Source organism: Mangrovicoccus sp. HB161399 (assembly GCF_013184745.1).
GTDB lineage: Bacteria > Pseudomonadota > Alphaproteobacteria > Rhodobacterales > Rhodobacteraceae > Mangrovicoccus.
On the sequence record NZ_JAATVU010000058.1, the window covers coordinates 19,897 to 36,102 of the forward strand.

Sequence of the window (16,206 nt, forward strand, 5' to 3'; positions counted from 1 at the left end):
GGAGCGCAGGCAATCCGAGGCGCGTCTTCATGATCAAGCTCTACCATGTTCCCCTGTCTCCCTTCTGCCGGAAGGTCCGGCTGGTTCTCGCGGAGAAGCGGCTCGAGGTCGATCTGGTCGAGGAACGCTACTGGGAGCGCGACCCGGACTTCCTCCGCCGCAATCCCGCCGGCAAGGTGCCGGTGATCCGCATCGACGGCATGCTGCTGAGCGAGAGCGGCGCGATCTGCGAATACCTCGAAGAGACCTATCCGACTCCGGCGCTGATGCCGCAGAACGCCAAGGAGCGCGCCGAGGTGCGCCGCCTGGTGGGCTGGTTCGACGACACGTTCTTCCGCCAGGTGACGGTCAATGTCCTCTACGAGCGGGTGAACAAGAAGATCACCAAGTCGGGCTATCCCGACAGCCGGTCGGTCAAGCAGGGGCTGACCGCAATCAAGTTCCATCTCGACTACATGACCCAGCTTCTGGACCAGCGCCGCTGGCTGGCGGGCGACGTGATGACGCTTGCCGATTTCGCCGCGGCCGCGCATCTGAGCTGTCTCGACTACACGTCGGACGTGGACTGGCACCGCAGCGCCGCGGTGAAGGACTGGTATGCCAAGATCAAGAGCCGGCCGGCCTTCCGAGGGCTGCTGTCGGACCAGGTTGCAGGCTTCATCCCGCCCGCGCATTATGCCGACCTGGATTTCTGAGCCGGGCTGAACCGGCCGGACGGAGGGTGCAATGGAGGCAGCCGCGCTGAAGGCGAGGCTCCGCGAAGAGGCCGAGGCGGCGGGCTTTGCCGCCATGGGCATCTGCCGCCCCGATGCCGTGCCCGAATTGCCGGAGCGCCTGGCCGCCTTCCTGGCCGACGGCCGCCACGGACAGATGGGCTGGATGGCGGAGCGGACCCATTGGCGTGCCGACCCGTCCGTGCTCTGGCCGGACTGCCGCTCGGTGGTGATGCTGGCCGAAAGCTATGCGCCGCGACATGATCCGCTGGAAGTGCTGGAACGCCCCGACCGCGCCGGGATCAGCGTCTATGCCCATGGAAAGGATTACCACGACCTGGTGAAGAAGCGGCTGAAGCGGGTCGGCCGCTGGCTGATCGAACAGGCGCCGGGCAGCGAGATCAAGGTCTTCGTCGACACGGCTCCGGTGATGGAGAAGCCGCTGGCCGCCGCTGCCGGGCTGGGCTGGCAAGGCAAGCATACCAACCTTCTGGGCAGGGAAATCGGCAACTGGGTGTTTCTCGGCGCAATCTTCACCACGCTGGAACTGCCCGCCGACGCCCCGGCGCAGGAGCGCTGCGGTTCCTGCCGCCGCTGCCTCGACGCCTGCCCGACGGGGGCGTTTCCGGCGCCGTTCCAGCTCGATGCGCGGCGCTGCGTGTCCTATCTGACGATCGAGCACAAGGGGCCGGTCGATCCCGCGCTGCGCGAGGGCCTGGGCAACCGGATCTATGGCTGCGACGACTGCCTGGCGGTGTGTCCCTGGAACAAGTTCGCGGCCGAGGCGCGGGAAATGCGCTATCTCGCGGCCGATCCCGAGCCGCCGGAACTGGCCGAGCTGGCGCTGCTGGACGATGCCGCCTTCCGGGCACGCTTCGCCGGGTCGCCGGTGAAGCGGATCGGCGTCGCGCGGTTCCTGCGCAACGTGGCCTATGCGATCGGGAATTCCGGGCTCGCCGCGCTGCGTCCGGCGGCGTTCCACCTTGCCGGGCATGCCGATCCGGACGTGGCCGAGGCCGCTGCCTGGGCGCTGGCGCGCCTGCCTGCCGACGGAAAACAAGCTTAGCGCGGCTTTACCGTTTCGAAGGACAAGCGGTGGCAGGCTGCGCGGGGGGACGTGTGCGAGTCCCGAATTTTTCTGCGACCGGGATTGCTGACGATGGACATTCATGCCGAGAACAAGGCCGCACTCGCGCGGTTCCGCGCGGCGCTCTACGATTTCGACAAGAGCCGCGCGCGCGATGTCGCGGCGGAGCTGTTCGCCCCGGGCGCGCCGGTCCACCTGTCGCATCCGTTCAACAAGCTGACCGGCCAGAGCGCCATGCTGGAGGCCGCGATCCTCCCCCTGGCGCAGTGCTTTCCGGACATGGAGCGGCGGGACTTCATCGTCATCGCGGGGGAAAGCGAGGCCGGCCAATGCTGGGTCGGCTGCTCGGGCTACTATCTCGGCACCTTCCGGCGGTCCTGGATGTCGATTCCGGCCTCCGGCAAGGTCGCGACGATGCGGTTCCACGAATTCTACCGCTTCAAGGACGGCCGGGTGGTCGAGGTGCAGGCGCTCTGGGACATCGTCGACCTGATGAAGCAGGCGGGCTGCTGGCCCTTGGTGCCGTCGCTGGCGCGGGAATGGACGGTGCCGCCGCCCGCGACGCTCGACGGGCTATGTCCCACCGGCGACGGACGGCAGTCGGTGGCGCTGGTCGGAGACATGCTGCGGCAGCTGGAGAATGTCGATGCAGGCGGAGGCCCGCCCGTCCAGCAGGAGTCCTACTGGCATTCGCGCTGCAACTGGTACGGTCCGGCCGGGATCGGCACGACGCGAAATCTCGACGGGCTGCGCCGCGGCCACCAGCGGCCGTTTCTCAACGCGATGCCGGACCGCGAGAAGAACCTGAAGACCGCGCAGATGTTCGGCGACGGGAACTATGTCGGCTATACCGGCTGGCCGGGCTGGAAGATGACGCTCAGCCGCGACGGCTGGCTCGGCATTCCGCCGATGGAAAAGCCCCTGACCATGCGGTCTCTGGATTTCTGGCGGATCGAGAACGGCTTGATCCGCGAGGCCTGGACGCTGGTCGATCTGCTGGACGTCTATCACCAGCTCGGCGTCGACGTGCTGGGGCGGATGCTGGAACTGACGGGGCAGAAAGAATGGCTTTGAGGTCATGGCGGGCGGTGCCGGATCGGCGCGGAGCCGGGAGACGGACGGAATGTTGACAGGGAAGCCGCGGCTCGTGTTCCGGTCGCAGCCGCCCGGGGAGGGCAGAATGCATCGGACCGAAGACCTTCTGGAAGACGTGCCGGATCTGGTCCGCGCCGCGACCGAGGAAATCTGGGACCGGCGCGGCCGCAGCGGGGCGGTGCGCGATTTCTACTGCGACGGGGTGATCCGCAAGAGCCCGGCCGGACTGGCGATCGGCGGCATCCCGGCGCAGCGCGAGGTGATGGCCACGGCCAGCGAGTTTCCCGACCGGGAAATCCTGACGGAGGACGTGATCTGCCGCAGCCTGGGCGGGCAGGGGATCCTTGCCAGCCAGCGCATGGTATCGCGCGCGACCCATTCGGGCAGCGGCATGTTCGGCGCGGCGAGCGGACGGTCGCTCGCCTGGCGAAGCATGGCCGACCGCCGCGTGGTGGAGGGCCGCATCGCAGAGGAGTGGGTGGTCACCGATACCGGCGGCATCCTGCGCCAGCTGGGCCAGACGCCGCGCGGCTGGATCGAGGCCATCCTGCAGGAGGGACCGCTGGAATTGCCGCTCGATCCCGAAACGGATCCGCCCGACCCTGCGCAGCAGCCCGATCCGAAGGACGCGTCCGGCGCGCGGCTGGCCGATGTGATCGACAGGCTGATGGGCGCGGATTTCGCGGCGGTGGAGCAATGCTACGACCCGGGCTGCGCGCTGTCCTATCCGGGCGGCGTCTCCGGCCACGGACCTCAGGATGCCGACCGCTTCTGGCTGCCGCTGCGCGCGGCCTTTCCCGATGCGGTGCTAACCGTGCACCATGTCGCGGGCCGGGCCGATCCCGAGATGCCGCCGCGCGCGGCCATGCGCTGGTCGCTCTGGGGCCGGCATTCGGGCTGGGGCAGCTTCGGCGCGCCGAGCCAGGCGATGGTCTACATCCTCGGCATTACCCATGCCGAATTCGGCCCGCAAGGCATCCGCCGCGAATGGACGCTTTTCGACGAAACCTCGATCTGGGCGCAGATCCTGGGCCAGCAGGAGTGAACGGCGCCGAGGCGCCGCGATGTGATGGATGGCCCGGAAACCGCCTGCCGCAGGCATCTGGGCTTCACGGGTGCCGGCACGCAAACCACCGGATCTTGCACCAGCGGCGCTGCCGGAGGAAACAGCGGGGTTCGCCCGGGCAGTGATGGCGTGCGGCATGGCCCGCTCTGCAGCATCCCGAAAGGACAGTCCTCGCCGGGACCGGCTGGCGGGCTGAACGAGCGGGCGGAGGAACAGGAAGGGCAACCGGCGGTGCCGGGGCGCGGTCAAGGCCATTGGGGCAGGGCGTCAAGAGCGTGATAGCATGTCTGGGGGTTCGGCAACCCTCGCGGACGGATCGCCTGCGCCGCCGCGCGCCGAGGTATTCATCAGGTCTGACGGCAAGACCCGCGCGGAAGGGCGGGGCACATGGAGCGTCCCTGCCCATCGGCCTTATTCAAGTTCCGTCTGTCCCGGACGCGCCGACCACAGATCCGAGCCGCGATCCGACTGGGCCGAGCCTGCCGACCGCGACTGCGGGCAAGGTCCGAAAGACCCGGCGACTCCCAGTGCTTCCAGCTGCAGCTGCGCGGAAGCCGCTGGCAGGACGCTGCAGCCGGGCGATGTCGGCTGCAGCAGGGCGCCGGACGCGGCCGCCGTCAGGGACGGACGGATTTCAGCGGCACAGTGCCGTCTCGGCCGCCGCCATGGGCGTCGAGGAATTCCAGCACCAGCGGCCGGATGTTGTTGCGCCAGCTCTTGCCCGCGAAGATGCCGTAATGGCCGGCATTGGGCTCCAGATGCGAGAACTTCTTGCCGTCGGGCAGACCGGTCAGCAGGTCGAGCGCCGCCAGGCACTGGCCCGGGGCCGAGATGTCGTCCTTCTCGCCCTCGACGATCTTCACCGCGACATTGGTGATCTTGCCGATGTCGACCTGGTGGCCGTCGACCATGAAACGGTTCTGCGCGATCTCCAGCCCCTTGAAGAGCCGCTCCACCGTGGAGAGGTAGAATTCGGCCGGCATGTCCATCACCGCGAGGTATTCGTCGTAGAAGCGGTTGTGGTGGTCGTTGTCGCGGGCCTCGCCCTTCGCTGCGCGCAGGATCTGGTTGAAGAAGGCCTCGCCATGGCGGTCGGCATTCATCGACATGAAGGAGGTCAGCTGCAGCAGGCCCGGATAGACCATCCGCCCGGCGCCGGCATACTTGAAGCCGACGCGCTGGATGGCGAGCTCCTCGAGCTGGCCCATGGTGATGCGGCGGCCGAAATCGGTGACATCGGTCGGCGCGGCATCGGGGTCGATCGGACCGCCGATCAGGGTCAGCGTCGCGGGCTGCGCCTCGGGCTTCTTCTCGGCCAGGTAGGCGGTCGCGGCCAGGGTTAGCGGCGCGGGCTGGCAGACGGCGATCACGTGGATCTCGGGCCCGAGATGCTCCATGAAATCGACCAGATAGAGCGTGTAGTCCTCGACATCGAACTTGCCGCAGCTGACCGGAATGTCCCGGGCATTGTGCCAGTCCGTGACGAAGACGTCGCAATCGGGCAGCAGCGATGCCACGGTGGAGCGCAGCAGTGTGGCATAGTGGCCCGACATTGGCGCAACCAGCAAGATCTGCCGGGGCATGTCGGGGCGGCCCTGGACTTCGAACTTGACCAGGTTCCCGAACGGCCGCTCGACCACGGAATGGGTGCTGACCAGGTGGTCGCGCCCGTCCTTGCCGACGACGCTGTGGATGCCCCAGTCGGGTTTCGCGATCATGCGGGAGAACGATCTTTCAACCACTTCGCCCCATGCGGCCATCATGTTGAAGGCCGGTGTCGGGGCCAGGCCGGTGGCCGGGTAGGAGCCGAAGGAGCGCGCGGTGGAGCCGAGCCATTGGCTGGCATTCCGCACCGTCTCCATCATGTCGTAAGTCAGCATGTAACGCATGATGCACTTTCTCCGAAACGGAACAGCCGGAACGTGTGATCGTCCCGGTTCAATTCGCCGCTTTTCCCGTTGGGGCGGCGCCGATAGTCTGGGATCGCGGGAACGTACGGTGGAACGGACGAGATGACAACCGACGAAAAAGATACTGCGGCCAACCTGGACCGTTTGAACAACAATATTGCGCGCATGGAGGAATTGTCTCAGAGGCTGGTGCGCGCGATGGCCAGCAAACGCGCGATCGACCCCAATCTCCAGGCGCCCGACCGGGATGTGTTCGTCAAGGCGATGACCGCCTACATGTCTGAAATGATGAACAATCCCGCCAAGATCATAGAGCACCAGGTGTCCTATTGGGGCAAGATGCTCAAGCATTACGTCGAGGCGCAGCACCTGCTGACAACTGGAAAGATGGGCGTGCCCTCGGATCCGACGCCGAAGGATCCGCGTTTCCAGAATCCGCTCTGGGACAGCCATCCCTACTTCAACTTCCTCAAGCAGAACTACCTGCTGACGTCGGAAGCGATCTCCCAGGCGATCAACGGGCTCGAGGGGCTCGACGGGGTCGACCGCAAGAAGATCGAGTACTTCACCCAGCAGATCATCAACATGATGTCGCCGACCAACTTCCTCGGCACCAATCCCGAGGCGCTGGAGCGCGCGGTGACCACCGAGGGCGAGTCGCTGGTCAAGGGGCTGGAGAACCTGGTGCGCGACATAGAGGCGAACAACGGCGAGGTGCTGGTCTCGCTTGCCGACAGCGGCGCCTTCTCGGTGGGGGAGAACATCGCCACCTCGGAAGGGGCGGTGGTCTACCGCAACCGGATGTTCGAGCTGATCCAGTACGCGCCGACCACCGAGCAGGTCCACAAGACGCCGCTCGTGCTGTTCCCGCCGTGGATCAACAAGTTCTACATCCTCGACCTGAAGCCGAAGAACTCGCTGGTGAAATGGATCGTCGACCAGGGCTACACGCTCTTCGTCGTCTCCTGGATCAACCCGGACAGGTCCTATGCCGATGTCGGGCTCGACGACTATGTCGAGGAGGGCTACCTCACCGCGATCGAGCAGGTGAAGGCGATCACCGGCGAGCCGAAGGTCAACGCGATCGGCTACTGCATCGCGGGAACCACGCTGTCGCTGACGCTGGCTCTGATGGAGAAGCGCAAGGACAAGTCGGTGAATGCCGCGACCTTCTTCACCACGCTGACCGACTTCGCCGATCCCGGCGAGATCGGCGTCTTCCTCGGCGACGATTTCGTCGACGCGATCGAGCGCGAGGTGACCAAGCAGGGCATCCTGGACAAGTTCTTCATGACGAAGACCTTCTCCTTCCTGCGCTCGAACGACCTGGTCTACGGGCCGGCGATCAAGAGCTACATGCTGGGCGACACGCCGCCGGCCTTCGACCTGCTCTACTGGAACGGCGACGGCACCAACCTGCCGGGGAAGATGGCGGTGCAGTACCTGCGCCATCTCTGCCAGCACAACGAGTTCAGCGGCGGCCCGGGCTTCACCATCTGCGGCGAGACCGTCCAGCCCTCGGACATCAAGCTGCCGGTGTGCTCCATCGCCTGCGAGACCGACCACATCGCCATCGCCAAGGGCTGCTATTCCGGCTTCCAGAAATTCGGCAGCCGGTCGAAGACCTTCATCCTGTCTCAGTCGGGGCATATCGCGGGAATCGTCAACCCGCCCTCGAAGCGGAAATACGGCCACTACACGAATTCCGATCTGAAGCTGGACTTCGAGGAGTGGAAGGCGCAGGCTGAATTCACCGAGGGCACATGGTGGTTCCGGTGGGAGGAATGGCTGCGCAAGAAATCCGGCGCGAAAGTGCCTGCGCGGCCGGTCGGCAATGTGTCGCACCCATCGCTGGCGCCGGCGCCCGGCACCTACGTGGTGCGGAAACCGGAAGCTGCGTGACCTGTGAAGGCGCGTTTTGCATGTGAATCGCCGATCCCGCCCTCGCGGCGGGATCTGCCCTAGCGGAAGCCAACCGCCTGTAAGGAAAGAAAAAGTTTCTTTCCGCCTATTTTGCTGCACTGCAGAATAGCATTTTCGATCGAAACCCTCGCTATCGCAGCATGAATCTTGCGCGCCAATTGCTGCACCATTGCTGCATCTTCCTGTCTTTGTTGGGTTTTTGGCGCAATCTGCAAATCAGCCATTGACTTGACCGCCGCCGCGTCGCAGCGAATTTCTCTTGATTTGCTGCGCCGCAGCATATATGAACATGGATAGGCGCAGGAGGCGGGGTCCTTCCCGCCCGAAGTTTAGGAGAGAGCAAATGGCTACCAAGACCAACGACCTGACCAAGATGATGCAGGAAATGATGAGCGCGTTCCCGATGGACACCAAAGCCATGCAGGACGCATTCAAGACCCAGGCCACCCTGGGCGAGAAGATGTCGAAAGTCGCGCTGGAAGCAGCCGAGAAGTCCGCTGACATCTCTTCCAAGTACACCAAGGAAACGCTGTCCAAGATCGCGGCCCTGTCGACCGTCAAGGACGAGCCGACCGACTACACCAAGGCGATGACCGATTTCGCGTCCGCCCAGGCCGAGATGACCGCCGAGACCATGGCCGCCTTCGCTGAAGTCGCGAAGAAGGTCCAGATGGAAACCGTCGAGCTGATGCTGGCCGCCGGCAAGGACATCTCCGAGGACGCGACCGCAGCCGTCAAGAAGGCCACTGCCGAAGTGACCTCGGCTGCCAAGAAAGCTGCTGCTTCCTGATAGCGGCACGATCCGCGTAACGAGTTCCACATCGTGTGTTGACGGTCCGGGACCTCCCATCCGGACCCAAGGCGGGGCGGGCGCAAGCTCGCCCTTTTCTTTTTGATTCCGCTCCCCTACTCTGCAACGCAGCACTTGAAGGGAGGGCTCCGAGTGGCCGACAAAGACCAGCCGCTGCTGATAAAGCGATATGCCAGCCGCCGACTCTACAACACCGAAACCAGCGATTACGTGACCCTCGAGGATATCGCAGGCTTCATCCGGGAAGGCCGCGAGGTGAAGGTGGTCGATCTCAAGAGCGGCGACGACCTGACCCGGCAGTACCTCCTGCAGATCATCGCCGAGCACGAGGGCCGCGGCGAGAATGTCCTGCCGATCGCGGTCCTGACCGATCTGGTGCGCAGCTACACGACTTCGGCCCAGAGCGTCGTGCCGCAATTCCTGGCGATGAGCTTCGACATGCTGCGCGAGGGCCAGTCGAAGATGATGCAGAACATCACCTCCATGCCCAACCCGATGATGCCCATTTCCGGCCTCGAGGCGATGAAGCGGCAGCAGCAGGCCTTCCTCTCCTCGATGATTCCGGGCTGGCCCGGCGCCTCCTCCGGACCGGCAAGCGAGGAGAAGCCCGCACAGAGCGAGACCGAACTGGCCGACATAAAGCGCCAGCTGGCCGATCTGCAGGCCAAGCTGTCCAAGCTCAACGAGCCGGACTGACCCAGGACCGTCCCGCAGCCGGACCATGGGAGAACCAGCGGGACGAATCACGCTCTGGGCGGTGGAGGTCTTTGCCGCCATCGCCGAAGAGGGCAGCATCTCCGGCGCGGCGCGGCGGCTGGAGGCCAGTCCCTCGGCGGTCAGCCAGCAGCTGGCCAACCTCGAATCATCCCTTGCCACGCAACTCGTGGACCGCGCCGCGCGGCCCTTCCGGCTGACGCCCGCGGGCGCGATCTTCCGCCGCCGCGCGCTGAACATCCTCGGCGAGGCGGCGCTGGCGCGGGCCGAGCTGGCCACACGGGATCTCAGCCACCTGTCCAACCTGCGCCTCGGCATGATCGAGGATTTCGATGCCGACGTGACGCCGCGCTTCCTTTCCGAGCTGGCCGGCGAACTCGGCAGCTGCCGCTTCCTGCTGGAGACCGGCGCCAGCCATGCCCTGACCGCGCAGCTTTCGGCACGCTCGCTCGACATGATCGTGGCGGCCGAGATGGGCGGGACGGAGCCCTGGATGGAGGTCCATCCGCTGCTTGACGAGCCCTTCGTCGCGGTGACGCCCGCCGGGCGGGAGGCCGATCCGGCCAAGCTCGCCGATCTGCCCTTCATCCACTACACCCAGCGCCACCACATGGGCCGGGCCATTGCCGCCCATCTGGCGCGCCACAACCTGCAGCTGGAGCACCGCTTCGAGCTCGACAGCTACCATGCGATCATGGCGCTGGTCTCCGAGGGGGCCGGCTGGACGATTGCCACGCCGCTGGGCGTGCTGCGCGCGCACCGCTTCCTCGACCGCGTGTCGATGTCGCCGCTGCCGGTGCCGCCGCTGTCGCGCAGCATCGCCCTGACCGCGCGGCGCGGCCTGCTCGGCGAGGTGCCGGGCCGCACGGCGCACAGGCTGCGCCGGATCATCGGCAGCCTCGTCATCGCCCCGGCCGTCGCCCGCGACCCCTGGCTCGCGCCGCTCCTGCGGCTGAGCGGCCCGGGCGAGGAGCGCTGAGTCGCCGTCCGGGGCTGCAATCTTTCCGTTGCGCCGGGCTGCTGCCGCGGGCGCGCTGTGTCCCGCATCCGGCAGGACGCAGCTGACAAGGGTCTGATCCGGCGGGACTTTCCAGGGCGGGGGCAGCGGCCGCGGATTGAAACATTCCGGCCGCTGCGCACACATCCCCTCACTGCTCCGCGGGGGCGGCTGCGCGGACGGGGCGTTCGGACTAGGCTGGAACGAGCTGCACAGAGGCACAGGGAGGCCCGCCATGCACCGTTTCACCCTCCGCCTGGCCGCTGCCGCCATCGCCGCCGCATCGGCGCTTTCGGCCGCCAGCGCGGGCCCGCAATATGTCGACGGCACCGGCTTTGCCGTCTCCGGCTATGACGTGGTCGCCTATTTCGACCTCGCCCAGGCGCCGCTCGGCCAGTCCCAGCCCGCGCCGGTCAAGGGGCGCGCCGGCATCACCGCCGAGCATAACGGCGCTGTCTTCGCCTTTTCCAGCGAAGCCAACCGCGACCGCTTCCTCGCCGATCCGGAGCGCTACGCGCCCCAATTCGACGGCCACTGCGCCTATGGCGTGGCCAAGGGCGGAAAAGTGCCGGGCAATCCGGAACTCTGGCGGATCGACGGCGGCAAGCTCTATCTCAACATCACCAGCCGCATTGCCCGCAATTGGGAGCGCGACGTGCCGGGCTACCTGGAAGAGGCGGCCGGCGAATGGCCTGCGCTGGAACCGGATGCCGCCTCCGCCGATCCGATCCCTCGATTTGAGTCCACCGCGCCGCTGACAGACTGAACCGCGCTGCTATGATCCGTCCCGGGGCTGCAGGTCCCGCCGCCGAGAGGAGACCGCCCGCAATGACGGCCATGACCGCCTCCCGACCTCTGACCCGCCGCTGGCTGATCGCCTGCGGCGCCGCCGCCTGTGCCGGGGGGGCCGCTGCCCTGGTGCGCCATCACGTTCCGGCGCCCGCATCCGAGGGCAGGCTGCTGACCCCGGAGGAGGCGCAGCAGGCCGTGCGCGCCGGGGAACTGCTGCTGGTCGACATCCGCCGCCCCGATGAATGGCAGCGCACGGGCATCGCCGAAGGCGCCCACCCGCTCGACCTGCGCCGCCCGGATTTCGCCGCGGCGCTGGAGGCGCTGGCCGGAGGCGACAGGACGCGCCCCGTCGCGCTGATCTGCGCGGCCGGGGTGCGCTCCCGCCGCGAGGCGGAGAGGCTTGCGCGCGCGGGCTTCTCTGCGGTGCATGACGTGCCCGAAGGCATGGAAGGCTCCCGCGCGGGTCCCGGCTGGATCGCCCGCGGCCTGCCGCTCGGTGCCTGGGGCGGGGAGTAGCCCTTGCGCGCGCTGCTCTTGCTCCTCGCGCTCTGCCTGCCGCTTCCGGCGCTCGCCTGCGGCACGGCGGAGGCGCCCTGCGAAACCTCGACCGGCCGCTACCTGATCCGCCTTCCCGACGGCACGGCAAAGGGCACGGTTGTCTTCCTCCATGGCCATGGAGGAAGCGCGGAAGGGACCATGGCCAATGGCGCGATGGTGCGTGCCGTGCTCGCCCGCGGCTATGCGCTGGCCGCGCCAGAGGGCATGCCGCGGGGCGGGGGGATGGGAAATGCCTGGGCCTTCCGCGGCGGCGGCCGCGACGAGCCGGCCTATTTCGCCGAGCTCTTCGATCTCCTGGACAGCCGCCACGGCCTGCCGCGGGACAATATCCTCATGGCGGGGTTCTCGGCGGGGGGCTTCATGACCAGCTACGTCGCCTGCGCCCGGCCGCAGATCGTCCGCGCCTTCGCGCCGGTCTCGGGCGGGTTCTGGCGGCCGATGCCGGAGGCCTGCGCCGGACCGGTGCGGCTCTTCCATGCCCATGGCTGGACCGACATGACGGTGCCGCTGGAGGGCCGGTTCCTGCGCAACGGCACGCTGGCACAGGGCGACATCTTCGCGGGACTGGAGATCTGGCGGCAGGCGAATGGCTGCACCTCGATGCGTCCGGATGCGGCCTCTGCCGAGGGGCCGTTCTGGCGGCGGAGCTGGACAGGCTGCACGCCCGGATCATCGCTGGAATTCGCGCTCTTTCCGGGCGGCCACATGGTGCCCGAAGGCTGGGTCGGCATGGTGCTGGACTGGTTCGAGGCATTGCCCTGACGCCTGGGCGCCCTCCCTCTCCCCGAGGGGGAGAGGGCCGGGGTGAGGGGGCTATTCCGCCGGGACCAGCCGGTCGGCCCAGAGCGCGTCCATCCGCGCCTGGGCGCCTGCCAGGGTCGCGGCCCCGCCCGCGGCCAGCAGCGCCAGCGCCGCAGTGCCGGTCACCGTCGCCTCGGCAAACGGATCGGCGCGCTCGCCGGTCCAGAGCCGTCCCAGGTCGCCCTTCTGCGGATCGGCATCGGCCAGGCGGCGGGTCTCTTCGATCAGCGGGTCGACCGTCTGCTCGTGGACCGCTCCCGCTTCCAGCCCGTAGACCAGGATCTGCTTGGCGGGGTGGCGCTCGAACTCGCCGCCGCCGCCCTTGATCACCATCAGGTCCTTCTCGCCCAGCAGTGCCGCCGCATCCTGCTGCAGCCCGCGATAGGGCGGGTGGAACACGCCCTGCACGCAGGCCGGGGCTGCGCCCGGGTTCATCGCGCGCAGCGCCGTGTTGACCGGCGAGCGCAGCCCCAGTTCGTCGCGCAGCCGGACCACGCGCAGCAGCTCCGCATCCATCGCCTCCAGCGGGACATAGGCGATGCCGTTGGCCTCCAGCGCCATGCGCGCGCCGTCCAGCGTGGTGGCCGCCGCGATCCCGGCCTCGCCCAGATGGGCGCGGACATCGGCATTGGGGTTCTGGTGGCTGTTCCAGCCATGGATCAGCACCTTCTGCCCGGCCATCGCCACCAGCCGCGCAGCCAGCAGGAACAGCGGCAGCCCGCGCGAGCGGCCCGAGGCATAGCTCGGCCAGTCGAGTGTGGCGGGCAGCTCCGCCCATGGCGCCAGCCGCGCCCGCATCGCGTCGACGAAACCCGCGATCTCCTCGCCGGTCTCGCCGCGGTAGCGCATCAGCATCAGGAGCGCGCCGACCGCTTCGGGCGCGGCAGATCCGTCGAGGATCGCGGCCATCGCCTCGCGGGCTTCCTTGCGGTCGAGGTTGCGCGAACGTCCGGGTCCGCGCCCGAGCGCGCGGACGAGGGGGGCAAGGGTCACTGGGCAGCCTCCTGCTGGCGTGTGCTTGTCAGGATAGCACGTAGTTCCGCCTTGCAGGATCCGCAATTGGTGCCCGCCCGGCAGGCCGCCCCGATCGCGTCGACATCCGCCAGGTTGCCCTTTTCGATGGCGGCGATGATCGTGTTGACGCCGACCGAGAAACACGAGCAGACGATCGCCCCCTGGTCGGGCTGGTCCTCGCCGGGCCGGCCGGCCAGGACCAGCGCCGGGATGTCGCTGCCGAGCTGGTTGACCAGGTGGCTGCGCGCCGCCTGCACCGGCTCGGGCGCCGCGAAGAGCGCGGCGACCACGCGGCCTTCCGCCATCAGCGCGACCCTGGCGATGCCGCGGGCGGGGTCCGTGACGGTCACCGCCTCGGTCTCCGCCAGGCCGAACAGCTCTCGGGCATAGGCCTCCCAGTCGCCGGGCGCCACGTGATCGGCCAGCTCGGTCCGCCAGCCCTGGCCGCTGCGCGCCTTGGCCCAGTAGGCGGTCGCGGGACGCGGATCGGCCAGCGAGACGGCGAAGCCGTACCAGGCGGGCCGGAGCGCGGCGACCTGGACCGGGCTGGCCTTGCTTTCCGGCTGGCCCGAAACCGGGTCGGTATTGGCGGCGACCAGCGTGTCGACGCGGCCGCCGGACGAGAACTGCCCGGTCCAGTGCATCGGCGCGAAGACCGATCCCGGCGCCGTGCGGTCGGTGACGACCAGCCGCAGCACCGCGCGGCCATGGGCGCTGGCGACCTCCACCAGGTCGGCGGCGGCCAGCCCCCGCGCCTCGGCATCGGCCGGGTTCATCTCCAGGAAGGGCTCGGCGATATGCTGGCTAAGCCGCTGCGACATGCCGGTGCGGGTCATGGTGTGCCAGTGGTCGCGCACCCGCCCGGTGTTGAACCGCAGCGGGAAAGCCAGCGACGTGCGCGAGGCCGGCTCCTTCGCCGCCAGCGGCAGCATCCGTCCGCGCCCGTCCGGGGTGAAGAACCCGCCCTCGGCGAAGAAACGGCCGCCCCGGCGGCCCTTTGCCACCGGCCAGACCTGCGGCGCCAGCGCGTCGTATTCTGCGTCGCTTACATCCTTCAGCCCGGAAATATCGAAATCCCGCCCGAGCTGGCCGGCGATCTCGGACAGCGCGGCGTATTCGCGGAAGATCTCGGCCGGGGAGCCGTAGTCGAAGGCCTTGCCCCAGCCCATCTTCTCCGCGACCGCGCAGACCGCCTGCCAGTCATGGCGCGCCTCGCCGGGGGCGGGCAGGACGGCGCGCTGGCGCGAGATGCAGCGCTCGGAATTGGTGACGGTGCCGGTCTTCTCGCCCCAGCCGGTGGCGGGCAGGAAGACATCGGCCAGCTTGGCCGTGTCGGTGTCGGCGAACATGTCGGAGACCACGACGAAGGGGCAGGCCGCGATGGCCGCCGCCACGGCATCGGCCTCGGGCATCGACACCACCGGGTTGGTGCACATGATCCAGAGCGCCTTGATCCGCCCGTCGCCGACGGCGCGGAACATGTCCACGGCCTTCAGCCCGGCCTTTGCGGCGATGGCGGGGGCGTCCCAGAATTCCTTCACCGCCAGGCGGTGCGCCGCGTCCTCGATGTCGAGATGGCAGGCCAGCATGTTGGCCAGCCCGCCGACCTCGCGCCCGCCCATTGCATTGGGCTGGCCGGTGACCGAGAACGGCCCCATGCCGGGCTTGCCGATCCGCCCGGTCGCCAGGTGGCAGTTCAGGATCGAATTGACCTTGTCGGCGCCCGATGTCGACTGGTTCACCCCCTGCGAATAGATCGTCACCACCTTCTCGGTGCGGATCCACAGGTCGTAGAAGGCGCGCAGCTCCTGCCGCGAGAGGCCGGTGATTTCCGTATCCTCGGTGCTGGCGGCGTCCAGCGCCTCCTCGAAACCCGAGACATGCTCGGCGACATAGGCGGAATCCACCGCGCCCTGCGCCGCGATCCGCGCCAGCAGCCCGTTGAACAGCGCCACGTCCGAGCCCGGCGCGACCGCCAGGTGCATGTCCGCCATGTCCGAGCTTGCGGTGCGCCTCGGGTCGATGTTGACGATCTTCAGCTCGGGCCGCGCAGATTTCGCCGCGAGGATCCGCTGGTAGAGCACCGGGTGGCACCAGGCGAGGTTGGAGCCGACAAGAACGATCAGGTCGGCCTCTTCGAGGTCCTCGTACTGGCCCGGCACCGTATCGGTCCCGAAGGCGCGCTTGTGCCCCGCGACCGAGGAGGCCATGCAGAGCCGCGAGTTGGTGTCGATGTTGCCGGAGCCGATGAAGCCCTTCATCAGCTTGTTGGCGACGTAGTAATCCTCGGTCAGCAGCTGGCCCGAGACGTAGAAGGCGACGCTGTCCGGCCCGTGCTCCTCGATGGCGCTGCGGAATTTCCCGGCGATCAGCGCGGCCGCCTCGTCCCAGCCGGCGCGGGCGCCGCCGATCATCGGGACGGTCGTGCGGCCTTCCAGCGCCAGCGTCTCGCCGAGCGCGGAGCCCTTGGAGCAGAGCTTGCCGCGGTTGGCGGGGTGGTCGGGGTCGCCCTTGACGGCGAGCCCGCCGGTTCCGTCGGGCGTGACCAGCACGCCGCAGCCGGTGCCGCAATAGGGGCATGTGGTGCGGAAGCAGCCCGGTTTCGGGTCCATCGCGGCATCGGCGGCAGTCATCAGGCGGCGCTCCTGGCGGCTATTGCTTTTGTGTCGAGCATGAGGCGTCCGTCCTCGATCCTGACCGGGTAGGTGCGGACGACCTCGGTGTC

At 68.0% G+C, this 16,206-nt stretch carries 15 protein-coding genes; 11 read left to right on the forward strand and 4 right to left on the reverse strand.

Features of this window, described 5'->3' with window-relative positions; genetic code table 11:
- Nucleotides 1-29: 29 nt before the first annotated feature.
- The 4 genes from HCC78_RS23965 (at nucleotide 30) to HCC78_RS23980 (ending at nucleotide 3,940) form a co-directional block, all read left to right on the forward strand.
- Complete coding sequence (locus tag HCC78_RS23965; protein WP_172331306.1) at nucleotides 30-695, forward strand: glutathione S-transferase family protein; 666 nt, start codon at nucleotides 30-32, stop codon at nucleotides 693-695.
- 31 nt (nucleotides 696-726) lie between these two features.
- Nucleotides 727-1,779, forward strand: coding sequence for a tRNA epoxyqueuosine(34) reductase QueG (gene queG, locus HCC78_RS23970; RefSeq protein WP_172331307.1), 1,053 nt, complete (start codon nucleotides 727-729; stop codon nucleotides 1,777-1,779).
- 93 nt (nucleotides 1,780-1,872) lie between these two features.
- On the forward strand, nucleotides 1,873-2,874 hold the full coding sequence (locus HCC78_RS23975) for an ester cyclase (RefSeq protein WP_172331308.1): 1,002 nt from the start codon (nucleotides 1,873-1,875) through the stop codon (nucleotides 2,872-2,874).
- 106 nt (nucleotides 2,875-2,980) lie between these two features.
- Nucleotides 2,981-3,940, forward strand: coding sequence for an ester cyclase (locus HCC78_RS23980; RefSeq protein WP_172331309.1), 960 nt, complete (start codon nucleotides 2,981-2,983; stop codon nucleotides 3,938-3,940).
- Between the two features lie 638 nt (nucleotides 3,941-4,578).
- Here the strand turns inward: HCC78_RS23980 and phaZ are convergent.
- Nucleotides 4,579-5,850, reverse strand: a complete 1,272-nt coding sequence (phaZ, locus tag HCC78_RS23985) for a polyhydroxyalkanoate depolymerase (RefSeq protein ID WP_172331310.1) — start codon at nucleotides 5,848-5,850, stop codon at nucleotides 4,579-4,581.
- A 123-nt stretch (nucleotides 5,851-5,973) separates the two neighbouring features.
- Between phaZ and phaC the strand changes: the two genes are divergently transcribed.
- Nucleotides 5,974-7,773 carry a class I poly(R)-hydroxyalkanoic acid synthase gene (gene phaC / locus HCC78_RS23990; RefSeq protein WP_172331311.1) on the forward strand — a complete coding sequence of 600 codons (1,800 nt, stop codon included), beginning with the start codon at nucleotides 5,974-5,976 and terminating at the stop codon, nucleotides 7,771-7,773.
- A 59-nt stretch (nucleotides 7,774-7,832) separates the two neighbouring features.
- Here the strand turns inward: phaC and HCC78_RS23995 are convergent, their stop codons facing one another.
- The gene (locus HCC78_RS23995; protein WP_172331312.1) at nucleotides 7,833-8,018 is read right to left on the reverse strand and encodes a hypothetical protein; all 186 of its coding nucleotides are present in this window, start codon (nucleotides 8,016-8,018) and stop codon (nucleotides 7,833-7,835) included.
- Nucleotides 8,019-8,137: 119 nt separating this feature from the next.
- On the opposite strand from HCC78_RS23995, the gene HCC78_RS24000 reads away from it, so the two are divergent.
- The 6 genes from HCC78_RS24000 to HCC78_RS24025 all read left to right on the forward strand — a co-directional run bounded on the left by HCC78_RS24000 (nucleotide 8,138) and on the right by HCC78_RS24025 (nucleotide 12,428).
- Nucleotides 8,138-8,584, forward strand: coding sequence for a phasin family protein (locus HCC78_RS24000; protein ID WP_172331313.1), 447 nt, complete (start codon nucleotides 8,138-8,140; stop codon nucleotides 8,582-8,584).
- 153 nt (nucleotides 8,585-8,737) lie between these two features.
- A complete protein-coding gene (gene phaR, locus HCC78_RS24005) occupies nucleotides 8,738-9,301 on the forward strand; it encodes a polyhydroxyalkanoate synthesis repressor PhaR (protein ID WP_172331314.1) in 564 nt (187 codons plus the stop codon).
- A gap of 25 nt (nucleotides 9,302-9,326) precedes the next feature.
- Complete coding sequence (locus tag HCC78_RS24010; RefSeq protein WP_172331315.1) at nucleotides 9,327-10,298, forward strand: LysR family transcriptional regulator; 972 nt, start codon at nucleotides 9,327-9,329, stop codon at nucleotides 10,296-10,298.
- Between the two features lie 253 nt (nucleotides 10,299-10,551).
- A complete protein-coding gene (locus tag HCC78_RS24015; protein ID WP_172331316.1) occupies nucleotides 10,552-11,082 on the forward strand; it encodes a YHS domain-containing (seleno)protein in 531 nt (176 codons plus the stop codon).
- A 62-nt stretch (nucleotides 11,083-11,144) separates the two neighbouring features.
- Complete coding sequence (locus tag HCC78_RS24020) at nucleotides 11,145-11,624, forward strand: rhodanese-like domain-containing protein (RefSeq protein ID WP_172331317.1); 480 nt, start codon at nucleotides 11,145-11,147, stop codon at nucleotides 11,622-11,624.
- 3 nt (nucleotides 11,625-11,627) lie between these two features.
- Nucleotides 11,628-12,428, forward strand: a complete 801-nt coding sequence (locus tag HCC78_RS24025; RefSeq protein WP_172331318.1) for a PHB depolymerase family esterase — start codon at nucleotides 11,628-11,630, stop codon at nucleotides 12,426-12,428.
- A 51-nt stretch (nucleotides 12,429-12,479) separates the two neighbouring features.
- On the opposite strand, the gene HCC78_RS24030 is transcribed toward HCC78_RS24025, so the two are convergent.
- Together HCC78_RS24030 and HCC78_RS24035 are read right to left on the reverse strand one after the other, a co-directional pair.
- Nucleotides 12,480-13,460, reverse strand: coding sequence for a glycosyl transferase family protein (locus HCC78_RS24030; protein WP_172331319.1), 981 nt, complete (start codon nucleotides 13,458-13,460; stop codon nucleotides 12,480-12,482).
- Complete coding sequence (locus HCC78_RS24035) at nucleotides 13,457-16,114, reverse strand: nitrate reductase (RefSeq protein WP_253949334.1); 2,658 nt, start codon at nucleotides 16,112-16,114, stop codon at nucleotides 13,457-13,459. The genes HCC78_RS24030 and HCC78_RS24035 overlap by 4 nt, the downstream gene beginning before the upstream one ends.
- Nucleotides 16,115-16,206 lie beyond the last annotated feature (92 nt).